The 18,118-nt window shown below is 64.6% G+C and carries 5 protein-coding genes; 3 read left to right on the top strand and 2 right to left on the bottom strand.

Features of this window, described 5'->3' with window-relative positions; genetic code table 11:
* The first annotated feature begins 462 nt into the window (after nucleotides 1-462).
* A complete protein-coding gene (locus tag ABH920_RS15280; RefSeq protein ID WP_370349628.1) occupies nucleotides 463-1,905 on the top strand; it encodes a tyrosine-type recombinase/integrase in 1,443 nt (480 codons plus the stop codon).
* A 1,513-nt stretch (nucleotides 1,906-3,418) separates the two neighbouring features.
* Here ABH920_RS15280 and ABH920_RS15275 read toward each other — a convergent pair.
* Entirely contained in the window at nucleotides 3,419-4,279 is an 861-nt protein-coding gene (locus ABH920_RS15275; protein ID WP_370349627.1) for an alpha/beta fold hydrolase, read from the bottom strand.
* 962 nt (nucleotides 4,280-5,241) lie between these two features.
* Nucleotides 5,242-6,159, bottom strand: coding sequence for a PhzF family phenazine biosynthesis protein (locus ABH920_RS15270; protein WP_370349626.1), 918 nt, complete (start codon nucleotides 6,157-6,159; stop codon nucleotides 5,242-5,244).
* Nucleotides 6,160-6,474: 315 nt separating this feature from the next.
* Here ABH920_RS15270 and ABH920_RS15265 point away from each other — a divergent pair, with 315 nt between their 5' ends.
* Together ABH920_RS15265 and ABH920_RS15260 are read left to right on the top strand one after the other, a co-directional pair.
* A complete protein-coding gene (locus ABH920_RS15265) occupies nucleotides 6,475-12,873 on the top strand; it encodes an amino acid adenylation domain-containing protein (protein WP_370349625.1) in 6,399 nt (2,132 codons plus the stop codon).
* The gene (locus ABH920_RS15260; RefSeq protein ID WP_370349624.1) at nucleotides 12,870-17,984 is read left to right on the top strand and encodes an SDR family NAD(P)-dependent oxidoreductase; all 5,115 of its coding nucleotides are present in this window, start codon (nucleotides 12,870-12,872) and stop codon (nucleotides 17,982-17,984) included. The genes ABH920_RS15265 and ABH920_RS15260 overlap by 4 nt, the downstream gene beginning before the upstream one ends.
* Nucleotides 17,985-18,118 lie beyond the last annotated feature (134 nt).

The raw sequence follows: 18,118 nt of genomic DNA, 5'->3' as shown, positions 1-18,118 counted from the left end.
CTTCCCATCGGCTCCGAGCACCGGGTGCCCGTCGGGGTCGGTGACCGGGCCACGGCAGCCGCACTTCTTGAAGATCGGATTGTTGGCCATGCAGGCCCCCCTTGTCAGTAGCGAATGAGTTAGGCGTGGTCTGGCCTGCGCGGGACGTGCAGGCCGAGAAGTGAATCGTTAGCAGTTGACGTCAAGGCATCGGATCGCCCGCGGGCGAAATCCGATGGATCATTCGGTGCGGCATCCATGGACGCTCTGCATGGGCCCATCCGTCAAGTACTTGATGCAGAGTTGAAATCGACGTTACTGCGAGCGATTTCGCTGATGCTGGGCGCGATTGTGGGCTGTTCGGAGCAATCGGCCACCGGGGCAGGGTGAGGTTCGGGTCCCAGACGACAGTTGCGGGGTCTGGCCGGGGATCGCTGTTCTGGCGCGGCGATCGCCGCGCCGACATTCGCTCGGGAAAGGTCGGTGATCCTCGCCATGTCTTCGGTATCGCAGGGTTCTGTATTCAAACGGTGTGGCTGTCGCATACCGGGCTCGTCGACGAAGTGGGGCTTGCGGTGTCCGCGGCTTGGTGAGCGGGGGCACGGTTCCTGGTACGTGGCGGTGGAGCTGCCTGCTGGCGCCGCGGGCCGGCGTCGGGTGCGCCGTGGTGGGTTCGCCTCCAAGGCGGCAGCTTGTGAGGCGTTGGAGGAACTGCTCGGCCCTGCCTCTGCGGCATCGGCCGGTGTCCTGGTGCGGGAGTGGCTCAACACCTGGCTGGACACACGAATCACCGTGCGGCCCTCGACGCTGCGTTCCTACCAGGCGATCTGCACCAACCACCTGATCCCGTATCTGGGTGCGGTTCCGCTGGCTGCGCTGAGCCCGAGACAGGTGGAGACGATGCTAGCCGGGGTGAGGCGGCATTCTGCGGTGTGGGGCCGTCCGGTCACCGATGCCACCGTGCAGCGGATCCACGCGACGCTACGCACCGCGCTAAACGCCGCGTTGAGGGAGCAGCTGATCGACGCGAACCCGGCGAAAGCGATGCGGCTGCCGAGGATCCGCCGTCCGCTGGCGGTGGTGTGGACACCGGATCGGATCGCGGTGTGGCAGGCCACGGGGGAGCGGCCGACGGTGGCGGTGTGGACGGCGGGGCAGACCGCCGCGTTCCTGGCCGGGATCCGGGAGCATCGGCTGTATGCGGTGTTCCATCTGATCGCATTGCGCGGGCTGCGTCGCGGTGAGGCTGCTGGGTTGCGGTGGTGCGACCTGGACTTGGACTCGGCCACCATGTTCGTGACGCATCAGGTGCAGAACGTCGGCGGCCGGGTGGTGCAGTGTCCCACCAAGACCCCGACGTCTCGGCGGGTGGTGGCGCTGGACCGCACCACCGTGGCGGTGCTACGTCGGCATCGAGTGCGGCAGCAGGCCGAGTATCAGCAGCTCGGAGTGGAGCCGTCAGGGTACGTGTTCACCACCACGACCGGCACGCCGCTGACACCGGACCGGCTCACCAGGGTCTTCCTGAAGCTTCTCGACGCGTCCGGTCTGCCACCGGTGCGGCTCCACGACCTCCGACACGGCGCGGCGTCGCTGGCGCTACAGGCCGGAGCGGATCTGAAGGTGGTACAAGACCAGCTCGGCCACTCCTCCATCGTCACCACCGCCGACACCTATGTCAGCGTCCTGCCGGAGGTGGCACGCAAAGCCGCCGAAGACACCGCTGCGCTCGTCCTCAAGGCCGGGCGCCTGGTACCCGGCACCCGACGGATCCGCCGCCCCGACAAACCTGACCACCGGGCGCATCGCGGCAACGTCAACACTGGTAGGCGAACTCGGGGGCAACGAACCTCGATGGATGCCCCACAGGGCCGGCCGATCAAACATCGCGATGAGGGTCCGGAGTCGACGATGGCCGCTGTATAGCAGGAATCTGATACAGGAACCTCGCTATTTGAGACAACTGGTCTCGGGTGGCGCGCTGGCGCACCTCGGCCCCACCCGGGACCCACCGGCCATCAGGAGAGTAGTGCGATTAGTGCGAAACGCCCAGTTCGGGCGTGGAGGCTCCGGGGGAGACTTGGACTCGAGACCCGCGGATTAAGAGTCCGCAGCCCCGCCATTCGAGGTACAAGGCGTGATCCACAACATGCACGATGCGTGAAATTCCGCATCGTAATGGGGGAGGGGTTCGTGGTCGCGCCGGGGTTGCGGGAAGGATTCGGCTGTTCGAGGTAACCGCGACGAATCTTGCAGCGGCCCAGGTCGGCACCGGTGTTTCCTGTGGCTTGCCGGATCAGCGCCTCGACCACCCTGGGCCATCTCCCTGGACCATCCTGGACCATCGAGATCACGCCGACTTCGACCGCCGGACTCAACGCGATTGTGGTCCAGGGAAGGTCCAGGGAGAGTTTCTGGCCCTGGTTGGCATCTGGCAGCACGAGTTGGCATCGGGTTCTTGTTTCTCGTGGTGCTTCCACTACCTGCTCGACGCACGCATGTCACATGGCCACCAGAAGGATCGTCGAATGGAATGTGGGCCGACCTCAGCGGCTACCCGGTGTACGGGCCCTGGATGCCAAAACCTCGCACCAAGAATTGCCGACCAGCTTCTTGATAGAAATTTGCGGTCGGAGAGCTATGGTTGTGCACGGTAATTGGAGCAACGGTGCCGCGATGCATGGACGCGCGAGGCATCGGCGGTCCAACTGGCCCGAGCCGCCCACCCAGAGGGTGCCTCAGCCCACGGCAATGAACGTCCGAGGCCAGGGTGCTATCCGGGAAGGTCACGAGTGCTTCACATGTATCAAGCCACTGACCCCACGGCCAAGCTCGGTGAGCCTTCACTACTTGACAGCATGTCACGACCAGAAGCTGACCTGCTGTAACGCGGGGAGAGCATGGTCAGAAGTCGGAGCGGGTCAGCTATGACAGGCCAGGCCGCTGCCGGACTCGCGAGCACCGAGGCTGTCTGCCCGATCGGCTGTGAGACCGAGTGCATACTCGACTATGTACGCGGTTGCCGGAACCGTGCTGCAGAGCACCGGTCATGAGGGCCCCTAAGAGGTGGGTCGACACCATTGCGGCTTTACAGTGTTTCCTTGCCTTGAACGGTGCGGCGCGCTGACGATCGCGGTGCTCATTCGGTGGCTTGCTCCGGCTGGGCGAAAATATTGCTGAGCAGTGCCTCGCGTTCCGTCGGTCCGCATATCCGGCGCAATCCTCGCCCATCAAGGACCGCGGTATCAGGTATTTCGCAGGCCCAGGATTATGCGTAGTTTACGATCTAAGCACCGCAGTTCAATAGCAGCAGGAGGATCGCGGTGTCGAATCGGGGTAGACCGATGTCTCGGTTCCGAGCATGGCGAACAGCCCGTGGATGGAGCCTACGCGCCTGGTGTCGCTTGATTGTATGCCGCGGCATAGCTCAGTGCGGAATTTACCAGATATGGGTACGGTATGGCGAAGTAGCGCGACTTCCGTAAGAAGCGCCGGACGGAATCTGACGGCGAGAGCGCACCCGTACGCAGGATCGTGACAGACCTTGCGGCGCCATTCGAGGGGCGTACTGGGTCATGAAGCTCCGTAGCTTATCGCAGAAGAGGGATGGCTCGTCGAGGAATGGCAAATTCCCACTATTTGGAATTACGATGAGCTCTGTTCCTCGAGCTGGATCGATAATCTGCGCTTCGCTTCCGAAGGGCAATGCGGAAGTGTTGGCGCCACGAACGAAGAGCGTCGGTACTTTGATGGTGGACCAGTCTTGTCGGCCACGAACGCGTGCCTCTGCCAGGAGGGACTGAAGAGCCCTGGGATCGCACGCCAGCGCGTCACTCTCCAGTTCAGCGAGCATTTTGGAGTCCAGATTTCTCGCAGTCCTTAGGGTGCGAATCAGTTTCCTGGTGATTTCGACGGCCTCTGATCTCGTTGCCTGCGCATCTCCTGTTCCGGGTGTGAAATCTTCTTGCCGGCCGTTAGCCCGGGCGCTTCCTCCCGCAATATGGGCACTCTCTTCCATCGAGATGACCGCCGAAACTTGGTCGGTGCCGAAGAGTTGGAGAAACGTGTAAGCCACATCCGATCCGAGCTCCCACCCGACCAACACCGCGTTCCGAAGAGACAAGGTGTCGATCACCGCCCGGACGGCGTCGGCCGCCGCTGCCAGAGATGCCAGCTCCGCGTCCTGCCTATATTCTCCATGGCCCGGCAAATCGACCGTTACGACGCGGTGGTCGCGTGCGAGGTTGGCTGCGACGATCGAAAAGAGCCGACTCGTCGTGGCGAGGCCTGGAACGAACACCAGGGAACGCTCACCTTGAACTGATCCAGCGTATGGCACTCTGGCACCTCTTATTCTGAAAGGTTTTGTATCGATACGGCTGCCTTTGATCGCCCCAGCTAGCCTCGGTCGTTTTAGAACCATCGGCGGCGATCCGTCATGGGGCGATCGCCATCCACACAAGCAGGATGCATTGCTCGGCTACTCGTTCCCTACTGCTTACACCAAGACAGCAGTAGGCAGATGGGGCGCTGTTACACAGGGCCCTGTGTTCAAAACCGCCAACCAAGCGCAAGGCCGGACTCTGGAGCGCTCCAGGGCTGTGGCGAGCTTGAACCATGGGAGAGCGAGGTATTTCGTCTGGCGTCGCGGCCAGTCGTAGTGGGCTAGGGCTCCAGGTGCGGCGGCGAGGGCACAGAGCGTCCAGCGGTAACCGGCGATCGCCAACCGGTCGTCTCTTGACCTGGCGAGGCATTCTCGCCGGAGACACGGGTCACGGCCCGCACCAGCGTGGGGACTTCAGCGCCTGTGTGTCAGCGGAGTGTTAGTGGCCGTCGTCGACCTTGGCCAGGACTCGGGCGCCGAGCAGCGGATCGCGCAGACGCGCCGTCCGACGGCGCAAAGGCTGGCTACCAGCAGGACGCGAGCGGTCTCGATGGGCACCAGGACCGGCACATCGAGGCTATCGCCGTGCTCCGTTGGCAGGCGAGCAGGCTGGTCAAGCTGGCGCGGCCCTCGCTGAGCAGGGTTTGGCCAGCCCAAGACCTCGCTCACCAAGGCTGGGCGAACGGGGTCATGTGCCTCCTGATAGCAAGGGCCGCGGCCTTGCGAAGAGATTAACCCATAGCAGAACCACCAACGTCATCGAATCGATCAACTTTCGGCTCCGAAGCATGTCCGGCGACTGCGCGACCGACGACGCCGCAGTCACGCCGCTTGACGGCCGCCATATCGAAAGCGACGACACCATTACCGCCGGCCGCCTACCTGACACCGAACCGCGGGCTGGATTCACGCCCCCACACCACGTCGCGATCGCCTTCCCCTCCCTGTCTGGCATCGGGCCCGAGGCGTATTGCGGCGGCACTCCCATGGGTCAAGTCGCCGTTGAAAACCCTGACGGCCCGACCGGCAAGAAGCACCCGGTTCCCCACTACTTCGGTTTCGACCAGGCCGCCTCTGGCTGAAACCTGCAGCCCTTTTAGCGCTCCGGCACCCAGTCGCCGACTCCAGAACGGTGCAAGAGCGGTGTGGGCGCTGCCGGTGACCGGGTCTTCCGGGATGCCGATTCTTGGTGCGAAGAAGCGGGAGACGAAGTCATAGCCACAGTTCGGCTGGTCCGCGCGGGCCGTGGCGATCAAGGCCCGCTCGGGTAGGGCCATGATCATGGCCGGGTCGGGGGTGAGCCCCCGTACTGAAGCCTCATCGGGTAGCTCCGCGAGAAGATGCGACAGCTTGTCGACCTTGTAGACGCCGGTCGGATTGATTCCCAGCGCTGACGTCAAAGTCGCGTGGCTATCGGTGGGGGTAGGTGTGTTGAGTGGGAAGTCCAAACGTATCAAGCCATCCGGTTGCGCCTCCGCTGAGAGTAGACCGCTGCGTGTATTGAACACTATCAAGCCTACGGCGTAGCCGTCGGACGCCAATACGTGGGTGGCCGCCAGAGTTGCATGCCCGCATAGTAGAGACTCCGTTGCGGGCGTGAACCAGCGCAGCTCCCACTCGCTCTCAGGCCGTGCTGGAGAAGGCTTGAGGAACGCGGTCTCGGACAAATTCATCTCCGCGGCGACGGCCTGCAGCCAGTGCTTCGGTGGCCAGGTGCCTTCTGGCAGGACGCAGACCGCAGCAGGGTTGCCTGTGAACGGCCGGTCGGTGAAGGCATCAACGATGCTGATCTTCATGTTCGCCGCCAGGGTCGGGGAGTGAAAACGGGGGCATCGAGGATCGATCGCGGCTTGTCAGTCGCCGATGCGATGCGGCACCGGGGTACGCGGAACTGCGGCGGCTGTCCGGGCCGCTTCTCATGCGTAACAAAGGCTTCAGCCAGGCGTGTGCGATACCTCTGCCCCGGCGTCGCCTCTGGTCATCGGCAACGTACACCTGGGCGGTAGCCTGCGCCAGAGTCTTCACAGTGAAGACTTTTCGGGCTTCCTTAGAGACTGTACTGTAGTGTGTTGGCTGCCGTCTGAAGTGTCTACAGTGGGGATTGCAGAACCATGAAGATGTCTTGCGCGGATCAGCTTCCTTCCTCAGCTCCGCTCTCGGCCGGGCAGGGCCGCCTGTGGTTCCTGCAACAACTTGATCCCGACAGTCCCGCATACAACATCGCGCACATCGTCTGGCTTCACGGCGTGCTGGATGCCACACTGCTCCAACAGTCGGTCGATTCGGTGGTGAGTCGGCACGCCGCTTTGCGGACGGTCTTCCAGTCGATCGATGGCGAACCCCGGCGTGTGCAGGGGAAGGCTCCGGCTGTCGCGTTCGTCGATGTCGGGGCCCGGCTTGAGGCCGATAAGCGTGCTGAAGTGCGAAAGCTGGCTCGAGCCGCTGCTCAAAAGGCCTTCGACCTCGCAGGTGAGCCGCCGTGCCGGTTTGTGCTGGCCCGCCTAGACGAAACGCATCACGCTTTGATCTTCGTCGTGCATCACATAGCGTGCGACCCCCCGTCGATCAGGCTGGTCCTGGACGCGATCGCGGCAGACTATGACGCCGCGGTGGCAGGGGAGGATCTGCAGGTCTTTGATCCGGGCGCGCGTGAAGGGTTCCAGGAAGCTGTCGATCTCGAAGCGGGAACTTCCAACGCAGAGTCTCTGGATTACTGGGTCCACAAGCTTCGTGGCGTGCCGGAACCGGAGCAGTTGCCCATCGGGTGGGGGGCTTCCGGAGAAGTCGGCCGATCTGCGGCTGGTTCCAACACGCCGTTCGATTTCGGTTCCGAATGGTCGGGCGCGGTGACCGAACTCGCGCAGGCGGAGCGGGCTACTGCCTACGTGATCGCGGTCGCTGCGTTCAAGGTGCTGTTGAGCCGCTACACGGGCCGCAAAGATGTCGTCGTTGGGACCTTCTTCAGCACGCGTGACCGGCCGGAGCTGTCCGACGCGGTCGGCTTCTTCGTGGAGACGATCGTTCTGCGAACTGATCTGGCTGCGTGCCGGACGTTTCGCGATGTGGTACGCGCTGTTCGTACCAGCTTCGTCGAGGCCTACGAACACCGCGACGTGCCTTTCGACAAGCTCGTCGAAGAGCTGAAGCCGCGGCGTGTACCCGGGACTACGCCCTTTTTCAGCATTGCTTTCACCATGGGCGGCAAGAGCCCTGTGCCGCCGGCTGTAGCGGGAATCGTGGTGGAAGTGGAGGAGATCGAGAACGGTGCGTCGCCCTTCGACCTCGACTTGTTCGTCGATGTCGAGGAGTCGGTGCACGGTTCGGTCACGTTCAGCGATCGATACGACGAGCAGGCGATCCGTCGGATGATCGCGCACTACGGCACCTTGCTGTCCGCCGCTGTTTCGCAGCCGGACGCCGCCCTCGAGGAGCTACCCGTCGTCACTCCCGGTGAGGTGGCGTTGTTGGGGGGGTGGAATGCGACGGGGGTTGAGTTCGGTGGTGGGGTGTTGGTGCATGAGTTGGTGTCGGAGCAGGTGGCGCGGACTCCGGATCGGGTGGCGTTGCGGTTTGGTGGGGAGGGTTTGAGTTTTCGGGAGTTGGATGAGCGTTCTGCGCGGGTGGCGCGCTTGTTGGGGGATTCGGGGGTGGGTCCGGAGTCGCGGGTGGCTGTGTGTGTGGAGCGTTCGTTTGATCTTGTGGTGGCGTTGTTGGGGGTGTTGAAGGCCGGGGCGGCTTATGTGCCGTTGGATCCGGGGTATCCGGCGGAGCGGTTGGAGTACATGTTTCAGGACAGTGGGGCTTCGGTGGTGTTGACGCAGGAGTCTTTGCTGGGGCGGGTGCGGGGGTTCGGTGGTTCGGTGGTGTGTTTGGATCGGGATTGGCCGTTGATCGCGGCGTTGCCAGCTCAGGCGCCGCGGGTGCGGGTTCATCCGGACAATCTGGCGTATGTGATCTATACCAGCGGGTCGACAGGACGGCCCAAGGGCTCGATGAACACCCACCGCAACGTCGTCAACTTCCTGAATCACATGCAGCGCCTGTATGACCTCGATGGTCATGACACTGTCCTGCAGCGGACGCCGACCAGCTTCGACGTGTCAGTGTGGGAGTTGTTCTGGCCTTTGTCGGTGGGGGCCCGACTGGTGCTCGCCCGGCCACGCGGTGATCAGGACCCCGAATACCTTTCGAGCCTGATCGATGCCGAGGGTGTCACAGTAGCCCACTTCGTGCCATCGGCGTTCGGTCCGTTCCTCGACAGCCGCACGCCCGCCAGTTCCGGTTCTCTGAGAAAGGTGATGTGCAGCGGCGAGGCCTTGTCGCCGCAGCTTCGTGACCGCGCGCTCGGAGAACTGACCGCGATCGACCTTCACGACCTTTACGGCCCGACGGAGGCCGCAGTGGACGTGACGGCCTGGCAGTGCACGATGGAAGACGGGTCCTCGGCACCCATCGGCCGGCCGTTCGCGAACACCACTGTGCACGTCCTCGACGCGGACATGCTCCCGACGGGCGTTGGCATCCCCGGCGAGCTGTACATCGGCGGCGTCCAGGTGAGTCGTGGCTATTTGAACCGGGCGGGGCTGACAGCCGAGCGCTTCGTGCCGGATACCGGCGGGGCGACGGGCGCTGTGCTTTACCGGACCGGTGACCTGGCCGTGTGGCGAGAAGATGGCGTCCTGGAGTATCTGGGGCGGCTCGACCACCAGGTCAAGATTCGCGGATTCCGGATCGAGGTGGCCGAGATCGAGGCCGCGCTGGCCGAGGTCGCCGGGGTGCGGGAAGCCGCAGTCGTCGCGGTCGACGCGGGAACACAGCATGCACGACTCGCCGCCTACGTGACGCCGCTGTCACCGGGTGGCAAGCTCGATCCCGAGGTCTTGCGGACTGCTCTGGCCCGGACGCTGCCCGACTACATGGTGCCCAGTTTTTTCACCGTCATGGAGGCTTTGCCTCGCACCCCGAGTGACAAGCTCGATCGGAAGGCCTTGCCCAAGCCGCAATTCACGCGTGCAGTGGCGACGGAGTTCGTTGGGCCGAGGAGCGCGACCGAGCACCAGGTCGCCGCGATCTGGCGGCAGGTGCTCGGCGCCGCCGAAATCGGGGTCGACGACGATTTCTTTGCTCTCGGTGGGCAATCGCTCATGGCGGTGCGTGTTGTGACCGCATGCCGCAGCGGATTCGGGGTCGACCTTCCGATCCGGTCGTTCTTTGAGGACCCCACGGTTGCCGCTCTGGCCTATCGGATCGACACGCTGGTCGCCATCGGGCAGGAAAGCGATGAGATCATGCCGGTGTCCGGCGACCGGGCCCGCGGCGGCGTGCTGTCGTTTGAGCAGGTCCGCCTCTGGTTCCTTCAGCAGTTGGACCAGCACAACCCGTTCTACAACGTAAGCCACTTGGCGGAGCTGACGGGGGAGCTCGATTTCGACCGCTTCTCATCGGCCCTCGACAGCCTGGTGGAACGGCACGAGATCCTTCGCACCACGTACGCGATGGTCGACGGTTCGCCAGTCCAGCGGGTGCGACCTGCCGGCCCGATTCAACTGGGCACGGTCGATTTGCGTGGGCATCCACTGGTCGAGCGGCCCGGACGGGTCCAGGACGTCGTGCGTGAGGAAACCCGACGTCCATTCGACCTGGAGACCGGTCCGGTGGTCCGCGCCACCCTCATCCGGGCTGGTGAACGAGAACACTTGCTTCTTCTGGTGACGCCGCACATCGCCAGCGACGCGGCATCGTATGGCATCTTGCTCGACGACCTTGGAGCGCTGTACGCCGGGCGGACGCTTCCTCCGCTTTCGATCCAGTATCTCGATTACGCAGCCTGGCAGCGTGACCGCAGTGAAGGCGGCGCTTACGCGGCCGAACTCGCCTACTGGCAGAAGCATTTGGACGGGGCGCCCGCCTACCTGGAACTACCGGGTGATCGACTGCGGCCGGCCTACCCGTCGTATGAAGGCGGGCTGTACAGGTTCAGTCTTCCTAAGACGGTCCTCGACCGGTTCCACGAGCTGGCAGCACACATGCAGGCGTCGATGTTCATGACCGTGCTGGCCGCGTTCCAGATCTTCTTGGCCCGGCAGTCCGGACAGACCGACTTGGTCGTCGGCGTTCCGATGACGGTTCGTACGCGGGCTGAGCTCGACCGTCTGGTTGGTTGCTTCCTCAACTCTCTGGCCCTCCGCGTCGACCTTAGCGGTGATCCGACCTTTCGCGGAGCGGTGGCGCGGGCCCGGAAATCGTCGCTCGGCGGTTTCCAGCATCAGAGCCTCCCGTTTGAGCGCCTGGTCGAAGTCATGGATCCACCGCGCGATACCAGCAGGAACCCCGTCTTCCAGGTGATGTTCGTGTACCAGGAGGCGGGCACGGTTCGTCGTTTTGGCGGCCTGGAGATGACTGATCGGCTGGTGTACAACGATACCGCGAAACTGGATCTGACTCTGTTCGTCGACGAATCGCCGGACAGTTTGGGCTGCTCCATCGAGTACGCGAAGGACCTGTTCTCGGCCGAAACGATCTCGCTGTTCGCCGAGCGGTTCCAGACTCTCGTCGAGTCGTTGCTCGACGACATCGACACCCCGATGTCCCAGATCCAGTCCATTTCCCCCGGTGAGGTGGCGTTGTTGGGGGGGTGGAATGCGACGGGGGTTGAGTTCGGTGGTGGGGTGTTGGTGCATGAGTTGGTGTCGGAGCAGGTGGCGCGGACTCCGGATCGGGTGGCGTTGCGGTTTGGTGGGGAGGGTTTGAGTTTTCGGGAGTTGGATGAGCGTTCTGCGCGGGTGGCGCGCTTGTTGGGGGATTCGGGGGTGGGTCCGGAGTCGCGGGTGGCTGTGTGTGTGGAGCGTTCGTTTGATCTTGTGGTGGCGTTGTTGGGGGTGTTGAAGGCCGGGGCGGCTTATGTGCCGTTGGATCCGGGGTATCCGGCGGAGCGGTTGGAGTACATGTTTCAGGACAGTGGGGCTTCGGTGGTGTTGACGCAGGAGTCTTTGCTGGGGCGGGTGCGGGGGTTCGGTGGTTCGGTGGTGTGTTTGGATCGGGATTGGCCGTTGATCGCGGCGTTGCCAGCTCAGGCGCCGCGGGTGCGGGTTCATCCGGACAATCTGGCGTATGTGATCTATACCAGCGGGTCGACAGGACGGCCCAAGGGCTCGATGAACACCCACCGCAACGTCGTCAATCTCATTCGCTCTTTCCAAGAGGAACCGGGACTGTCAGCCGACGATCGACTGACCGCGATCACCACGGTGTCCTTCGACATCGCGGGACTGGAGCTGTTCCTCCCTCTGGCCGTCGGTGGCACGCTCGTGCTCGCGGCGGCTGCGGAAGTGCTTGATCCCAAGGAACTCGGGGCTCTCATGGATCGTGAGGAGTCGACTGTCCTGCAGGCCACGCCGACGGTGTGGCGCCTGCTTATCGAGTCCGGCTGGCGCGGCCGACCGGGCATGCAGGCCTGGACGGGCGGCGAGGCGCTGCCGGCGGCCGTGGCCGAAGCCCTGATTCGGCTGGGCCTGCGGGTATGGAACGTGTATGGCCCGACCGAAACGACGATTTGGTCGAGCCGTGGCGCGGTTACGGGCCGTGAGACCGGCGTGGGCACGCCGATCGCCAACACGGCGATTTATGTGCTTGATCCGTGGGGAATGCCGTCCCCAGTTGGGGTCCGGGGCGAAGTCGCCATCGCGGGGACGGGGCTGGCCCGCGGCTATCTCGGCAGGGCCGGCCTGACCGCCGACCGCTTCGTGCCCGACCCGACAGGCGCCGGCGGCGGGCGGCTCTACCGGACCGGCGACGTGGGGCGCTGGACCGCGCAGGGCCGGCTGGAACTCTTCGGACGGCGAGACGACCAGGTCAAGGTGCGTGGCATGCGGATCGAACTGGGAGAAGTGGAACACGCCCTGGGCTCGCATCCGAACGTTACGGCGGTGGCTGCGGCGGTCGTGTCCGATCGCGGGGAGAACGAGTTGGCAGCCTTCCTGGTCTTGCGAGAGCGAGAAGGCCGGGCCGGTGATCTCGCCGAGATCAGGGATTACGCGGCCCGCAGCCTGCCGGCGCAGTATCTGCCCAGTCGTCTGGCCGTTGTGGACGAACTACCTCGTACTCCCAACGGCAAGACAGACCGCAAGGCGTTGTCCGTCGGCGCCGACTTCAAGCCCTCGGCAGTGAAGACTGCGGCGCCAAGCACCGGACCATCGGAACCGTTAGAGCCGGCTGTCGCGAAGGTTTGGTGTGAGCTGCTGGGCCTGGGCTCGGTAGGAGTGCACGACAATTTCTTCGACGTCGGAGGTCACTCGTTGCTGGTGATCAGACTGCATGCCCGTCTGGCTGAGACATCGGGCTGGCCCGGGTCGGTAGTGGATCTGTTCCAGTTCCCGACTGTGGCCAGCCAAGCCCGATTCATCGCCGGGCGGGAGTCGTCCGACGCCGCCGACCCGGCGCTGGAGGCGGCGCGCGTGTCGGCGGGGCGTGACCGCCTGCGTCGCCGTCTGGACGCACGGAGGCCCGCATGACCGTATCCCGAGGCACCGAGATCGCGGTCGTCGGAATGGCGGGCGAGTTCCCAGCCGCGAGTACGGTCGACGAGCTCTGGTCGCGGTTGAAGGAAGGCGAGGAATGCCTGAGCCGGTTCAGCGAGGAGCAGCTCGTGGCTGCCGGCGGCGATCGGGTCCGAATCCGGTCGACCGGCTACGTAGCGGCCCGTGGGACGCTGGAGCACGCCGAAGACTTCGACGCCGCGTTCTTCGGAATCGCGCCGAGTGAAGCGGCTGTGATGGATCCTCAGCAGCGACGTTTCTTGCATGTGGTGTGGTCTGCGCTGGAGCATGCCGGATACAGTGTTGCCGGCGCGCAACGAGTGGGTGTGTTCGCCGGCGCGGGCACCAATACCCACGTCTCGCGGCTCGCTGTTCCGACGGATCCGGACTCTGATGAGGCCTGGCGGGTCTCGCTGTGGAACGACAACGATTTCCTGGCGACACGGGCAGCGTACAAGTTGAACTTGACGGGACCCGCCATGACGGTCCAGTCGGCGTGTTCCACTTCGCTCTTGAGCGTCATCTTGGCGGCGCAGAGTCTGCTCGCCGGTGACTGCGACCTGGCCGTCGCGGGGGGCGCGGCGGTGAAAACACCTCAAGTCAGGGGATACATCTATACCAGCGGCGGAATACTCTCGCCGGATGGACGGTGCCGGCCGTTCGACCGGCGTTCGGGCGGCACCGTGCCCGGCAACGGCGTCGCCGCGGTGGTCTTGAAACGGCTGGACGATGCGGTGGCCGATCGGGACACGATTCACGCCGTGATGCGCGGATACGGCTTCAACAACGACGGAAGCGAAAAGGTCAGCTATAGCGCGCCGAGCGCGGTGGGCCAGGCCGGAGCGGTCGGCGATGCCCACCGGACCGCGGAGTTGAAGGCTTCCGAAGTTGGCTATATCGAGGCCCACGGCACCGGCACCGCGTTGGGTGACGCGATCGAGATCGCCGCGCTTCGACAGGTATTCGCAGGCGTCGACAACCTGGTCCGGCTGGGCTCGGTGAAGGGTAATGTCGGGCATCTCGACATCGCAGCGGGTATCACAGGCTTCATTAAGACCTGCCTTATGGTTCGTGACGGGCTCTTCGTGCCGACAATGCATTTCGAGGAGGCCAATGCCGAGCTCCGATTGGACGAATCGCCTTTCGAGATCTGCCGGAAGCTCGAGAAATGGGAAACGGCCGGCTTGCGGATAGCAGGGGTGAGCAGCTTCGGGATCGGCGGCACCAATACCCACGTGGTCGTCGAAGAACCGCCCGTGCGGTCGGCACCCGACTCGGCTCATGTCCCGGAAGTCATCATGCTGTCCGGGGCCAGTGCCGAAGCGGTCGACCGCCGACGCCGCCAGCTCGCCGATCATCTCGCCGCAAGCGGCACGACCGGACTCGCGGACGTCGCCTTCACCCTGGCCCGTGGCCGCCGGCCGATGGAATATCGCAGTGCCTTCGCCGCGGGGAGCGTGGAGCAGCTTATTTCAGAACTCGGCGTGTCCGGCGGTACCCGGCGGTCGGGTGCGGAGCTTCCCGTGGTCTTCATGTTCCCGGGCGGCGGGACACTTCACGCCGGGGCCGCTACGGCTCTGATGGCGTCCGAACCGATATTCCGTCAGCGACTGGAAGAATGTGTCGCAGCCTACAGCGAACACACTCGGGCTTCGGTACGCCGATTCCTCGTGGACCAAGTGCGGGACGCCGTGCCCTTTTCCATCACGCTGCAGGCGATCTTCGCTTTCGAATACGCGCTTTCCGAGGCCTTGCTCGCCCGAGGTGTGCGGCCCGCGGCACTGATCGGTCACAGTCTGGGAGAGTATTCGGCTGCGCTGGCCGCCGGTGTCTTCGACCTGCGGACCGCGGCCGCCGCGGTCGAAGCGAGATCGCAGGTGCTGGACCGTGCGGACGGGACGATGCTCAGCGTGGCATTGCCCGCTTCCGCGGTCGCCGCGGTCTTGCCTGCGGGCTTGTCCATCGCGGCGATCAATACCGACGACTTCACTGTGGTCTCGGGGAGCCATCAGGATATCGACGCATTCGAGCGGAAGCTCCAGGTGCAGCAGGTGGAAGTGCGCAGGGTGCCCATCGCGGCGGCGGCGCACTCGGCATTGCTCGATCCCGGGTTGCCGGGCTTCCGGTCTCACATGGCGTCGACGTCTTTCCACCGCCCGAAGACGCCTCTGATCTCCAACCTGACCGGTGACTGGGCCGACGCCGCGCAGTTCACCGATCCCGACTATTGGGTTCGCCAACTGCGTGAGCCGGTGAATTTTGCTGCGGGTATCAGGACGGCCCTGAGCTTGGAGCCGACCCCGATCCTGGTCGAAGTGGGCCCGGGCCACGATCTCAGTTCGCTGGTGTCCCGTGCGAAAGGCTCGCGGGAAGGGGTGGTGACGGTCTGTCCGCCGGACCGCGACGACTCACGCCTCGTCGCGTTGGCGGTGGCGCGTGTCTGGGAATACGGCGCGACGATCCATGGGATCGAAGACCGAACCACACCGCGCGGCCGGGTACCGTTGCCAACCTATCCCTTCGCCAACGATCGCCAGCCTTCCGCCGGTGCCGAGCCGCCACGAGCACGGCCGCTCGACGATTGGTTCTACGCGCCGGTCTGGCGGCCGTCGGTGTCGCCTCTTTCTTTGAGCGCGGGTGCGGCCGGCCGAATCTTGCTCGCCGGACTCAGCGACCCTGGAGACTTGGCCGCCCTTCTCGGCCTCGCGGATCATGAAGTCACGGTGGCGCACCGGATGCCAGGAGGCCATTGGGTCGGCATGCCCGAGGACCCGGCCTGGCGGCCGACGACTGTGGTCTTCGGTGTCGACGACGAGCCCTGTGGCGATCCGGTCGAGGGCGAAGCCGATCGGGCCGCGGGTTTTCTGGAACTGGTCCGTCGATTTGACGGCGACAGTGCCTCACGGATCCGGTTCGTCATCGTGGGGAACGGGTTGCACGAGGTCAACGGCGGGGACTGTGTTTGCCCCGAGCGGCGACAGCTCGCCGGTTTGTGCATCAGTCTGGCCCAGGAACTCGAATGGTTCGATTGGATCATCCTGGACCCCGGCAGCGATCCTGCGAATGCAGCAGACCCGGGCACGCTGGTCGCGGAGATCTCCGCCGATTCGACCGATCGCGTGGTCGCATATCGGGGAGCACACCGATTCGTCAGGAATTTCGTGCAAGTCGGGCTCCGCTCCGAGCCGGGGCCGAGAGTGCCGGCAGCGGGCAAGACCTACCTGCTCACCGGTGGACTCGGTCGGATCGGACAGCTGCTCGTGAGCCACCTGATCGACAAGGTCGGGGCGAATGTGGTGCTGCTCTCCCGTCGACGACCCGAAGACACACCGCCGTACACGAGGGACGCGGCAGCCGTGCGCCATGTGTCCGGTGACGTCAGCCGAGTGGAGGACGTACGCAGGGCCGTCGAGGAAGCGAAGCGCAGCTTCGGACGGTTGGATGGTGTGTTCCACTTGGCTGCGGTCACCAGGGGACGCTCGGTTCCGCGTCGTGGGTCCGCGACGGATCGCGAGGACCTGCTTGAACAACTCCTGCCCAAGGTGGGCGGCGCGCGTGCCTTGGCTGAAGTGCTCGCGGGCACCGAGCTTGATTTCTGCGTGCTCTTCTCGTCGAATGCCGGTGTATTGGGAGGGTTGGGACTCGGCGCCTACGCGGCAGCGAACGCGGTCCTGGACGGATTCAGCTCCGAGGCCGGCAGGCGCACTGCGACCCGCTGGGTAACCGTGAGCTGGGACGGCTGGCCTGGAGTGGGGGCGACCAGCTTTCGCGACGGCGGCCGTTCCAGCCTGGACGCTTTCGAACTCAGTGCCGAAGAGGCGATCGAGGCGATGGGCCGGGTTTTGGCGGCCGAGGGCTTGAGCTGGATCGTGGTTTCCAGGGGATCCTTCGAAGACCGTCAGCGGTTGTGGGTCGCCGAGCGAGGACTCGCCAGGCCTGGACACGTCGACCAGGCGCGCAGCAGGGTGTCCTCCGATTCCGAAGACGAAGCAGGCCGAAATCCTGCCATTCCCGACGGCGAGCGGATCGATGACGAATCCCGCGATGGGATCGAACGCGTCCTATGCCGGTTGTGGTCCGAAGTCTTGGGGATCGAAGCGACACCGCGTACTGATTTCTTCAACCAGGGGGGTCACTCGCTTCTGGGGGTCCGCCTCCTCAGGCGCATCGAAGAAGAGACGGGGGTGGCGCTCCCGCCGTATGTCATCGCACATGCGCCGACCCCAGGCCGTCTCGCGCCGTTGGTGGCAGCTCCTGGATCCGTGGCGCTGGTGGAGCTCGCTGCCCGCTCGGGCCCTCCTCTGATCCTGATCCATCCGCAAGGTGGAGGAGTCCTAAGCTACGCGCCATTGGCCGACGCGCTGGGTGACATCAGCGTTCTGGCCTGCGACGACAACCGGCTCACCGTTCAGGACCCGTCGACTTCCAGTGTCGAGGAACTCGCCGCGCGGCATGTGCGGACCATCAAGCAGGCGGCTGTGAAGGGTCCTTACCGCATTGGTGGATGGTCATTCGGTGGCGTGGTGGCTTACGAGGTGGCCAGGCAGCTGCGGAGCGAGGGGGAACAGGTCCGGTTGCTCCTTATCGATTCGCCGGCGCCTACCGGTGATCTGTTCCCCATCTCGACTGAGGAAGACCTGATGTCGACTCTCATATGGAACTGGTTGCGGCAGGCGGGGGTCTATCCCGCCCACAGCTATTCCGAGTTCCTCAGCTTGGCGCCGGAGGAGCGCGACAAAGCTGCGCGCGACGCGGCTGCCGCGGCCGGCATGCACTCCCTGGTGCGGGCGTTGGACGACGCGCAGGGAGACGGAATACTGCGGCGCACGGTGAGTGTCGCGGCGGCACACGGAGCCGAACTCAACGCTTACCGCCCCGATTCCTCCGACATCGAGGCTCTACTGGTGCGGGCGACCAGACAGCACGACGGGCCGCTCGCTGCCGTCCGAGACCATGAGACCGACCTTGGATGGGGTTCCTTGCTGCAATCCCTTACAGTGATTTCAGCTGACGGCGATCATGCCTCGATCCTCGCGCGTCCGGAGGTTCGCACCGTGGCGCTGGCTGTTCGGCGATGGCTGTTGTGAAGTGATTGCTCAGTCAGGCGCGGCCGGTGAGTCAGCCGGTATCATCGGCCGTGCCGGCTGGGATAGAATCCTTATGCAGACTCTATGTGTAGATTCTGCGGGTGTGACTGGAGCGGACGCCGAAGGCGGGGTGG

The sequence above is a fragment of the Catenulispora sp. EB89 genome, from assembly GCF_041261445.1.
Lineage (GTDB): Bacteria > Actinomycetota > Actinomycetes > Streptomycetales > Catenulisporaceae > Catenulispora.
This window is presented reverse-complemented; position numbering and strand designations above follow the sequence as displayed.

Excerpts from the sequence above, each read along its gene's own strand:
- ABH920_RS15260 (WP_370349624.1), top strand. The coding sequence starts at position 12,870 with ATGACCGTATCCCGAGGCACCGAGATCGCGGTCGTCGGAATGGCGGGC.
- ABH920_RS15265 (WP_370349625.1), top strand. The coding sequence starts at position 6,475 with ATGAAGATGTCTTGCGCGGATCAGCTTCCTTCCTCAGCTCCGCTCTCG.
- ABH920_RS15270 (WP_370349626.1), bottom strand. The coding sequence starts at position 6,159 with ATGAAGATCAGCATCGTTGATGCCTTCACCGACCGGCCGTTCACAGGC.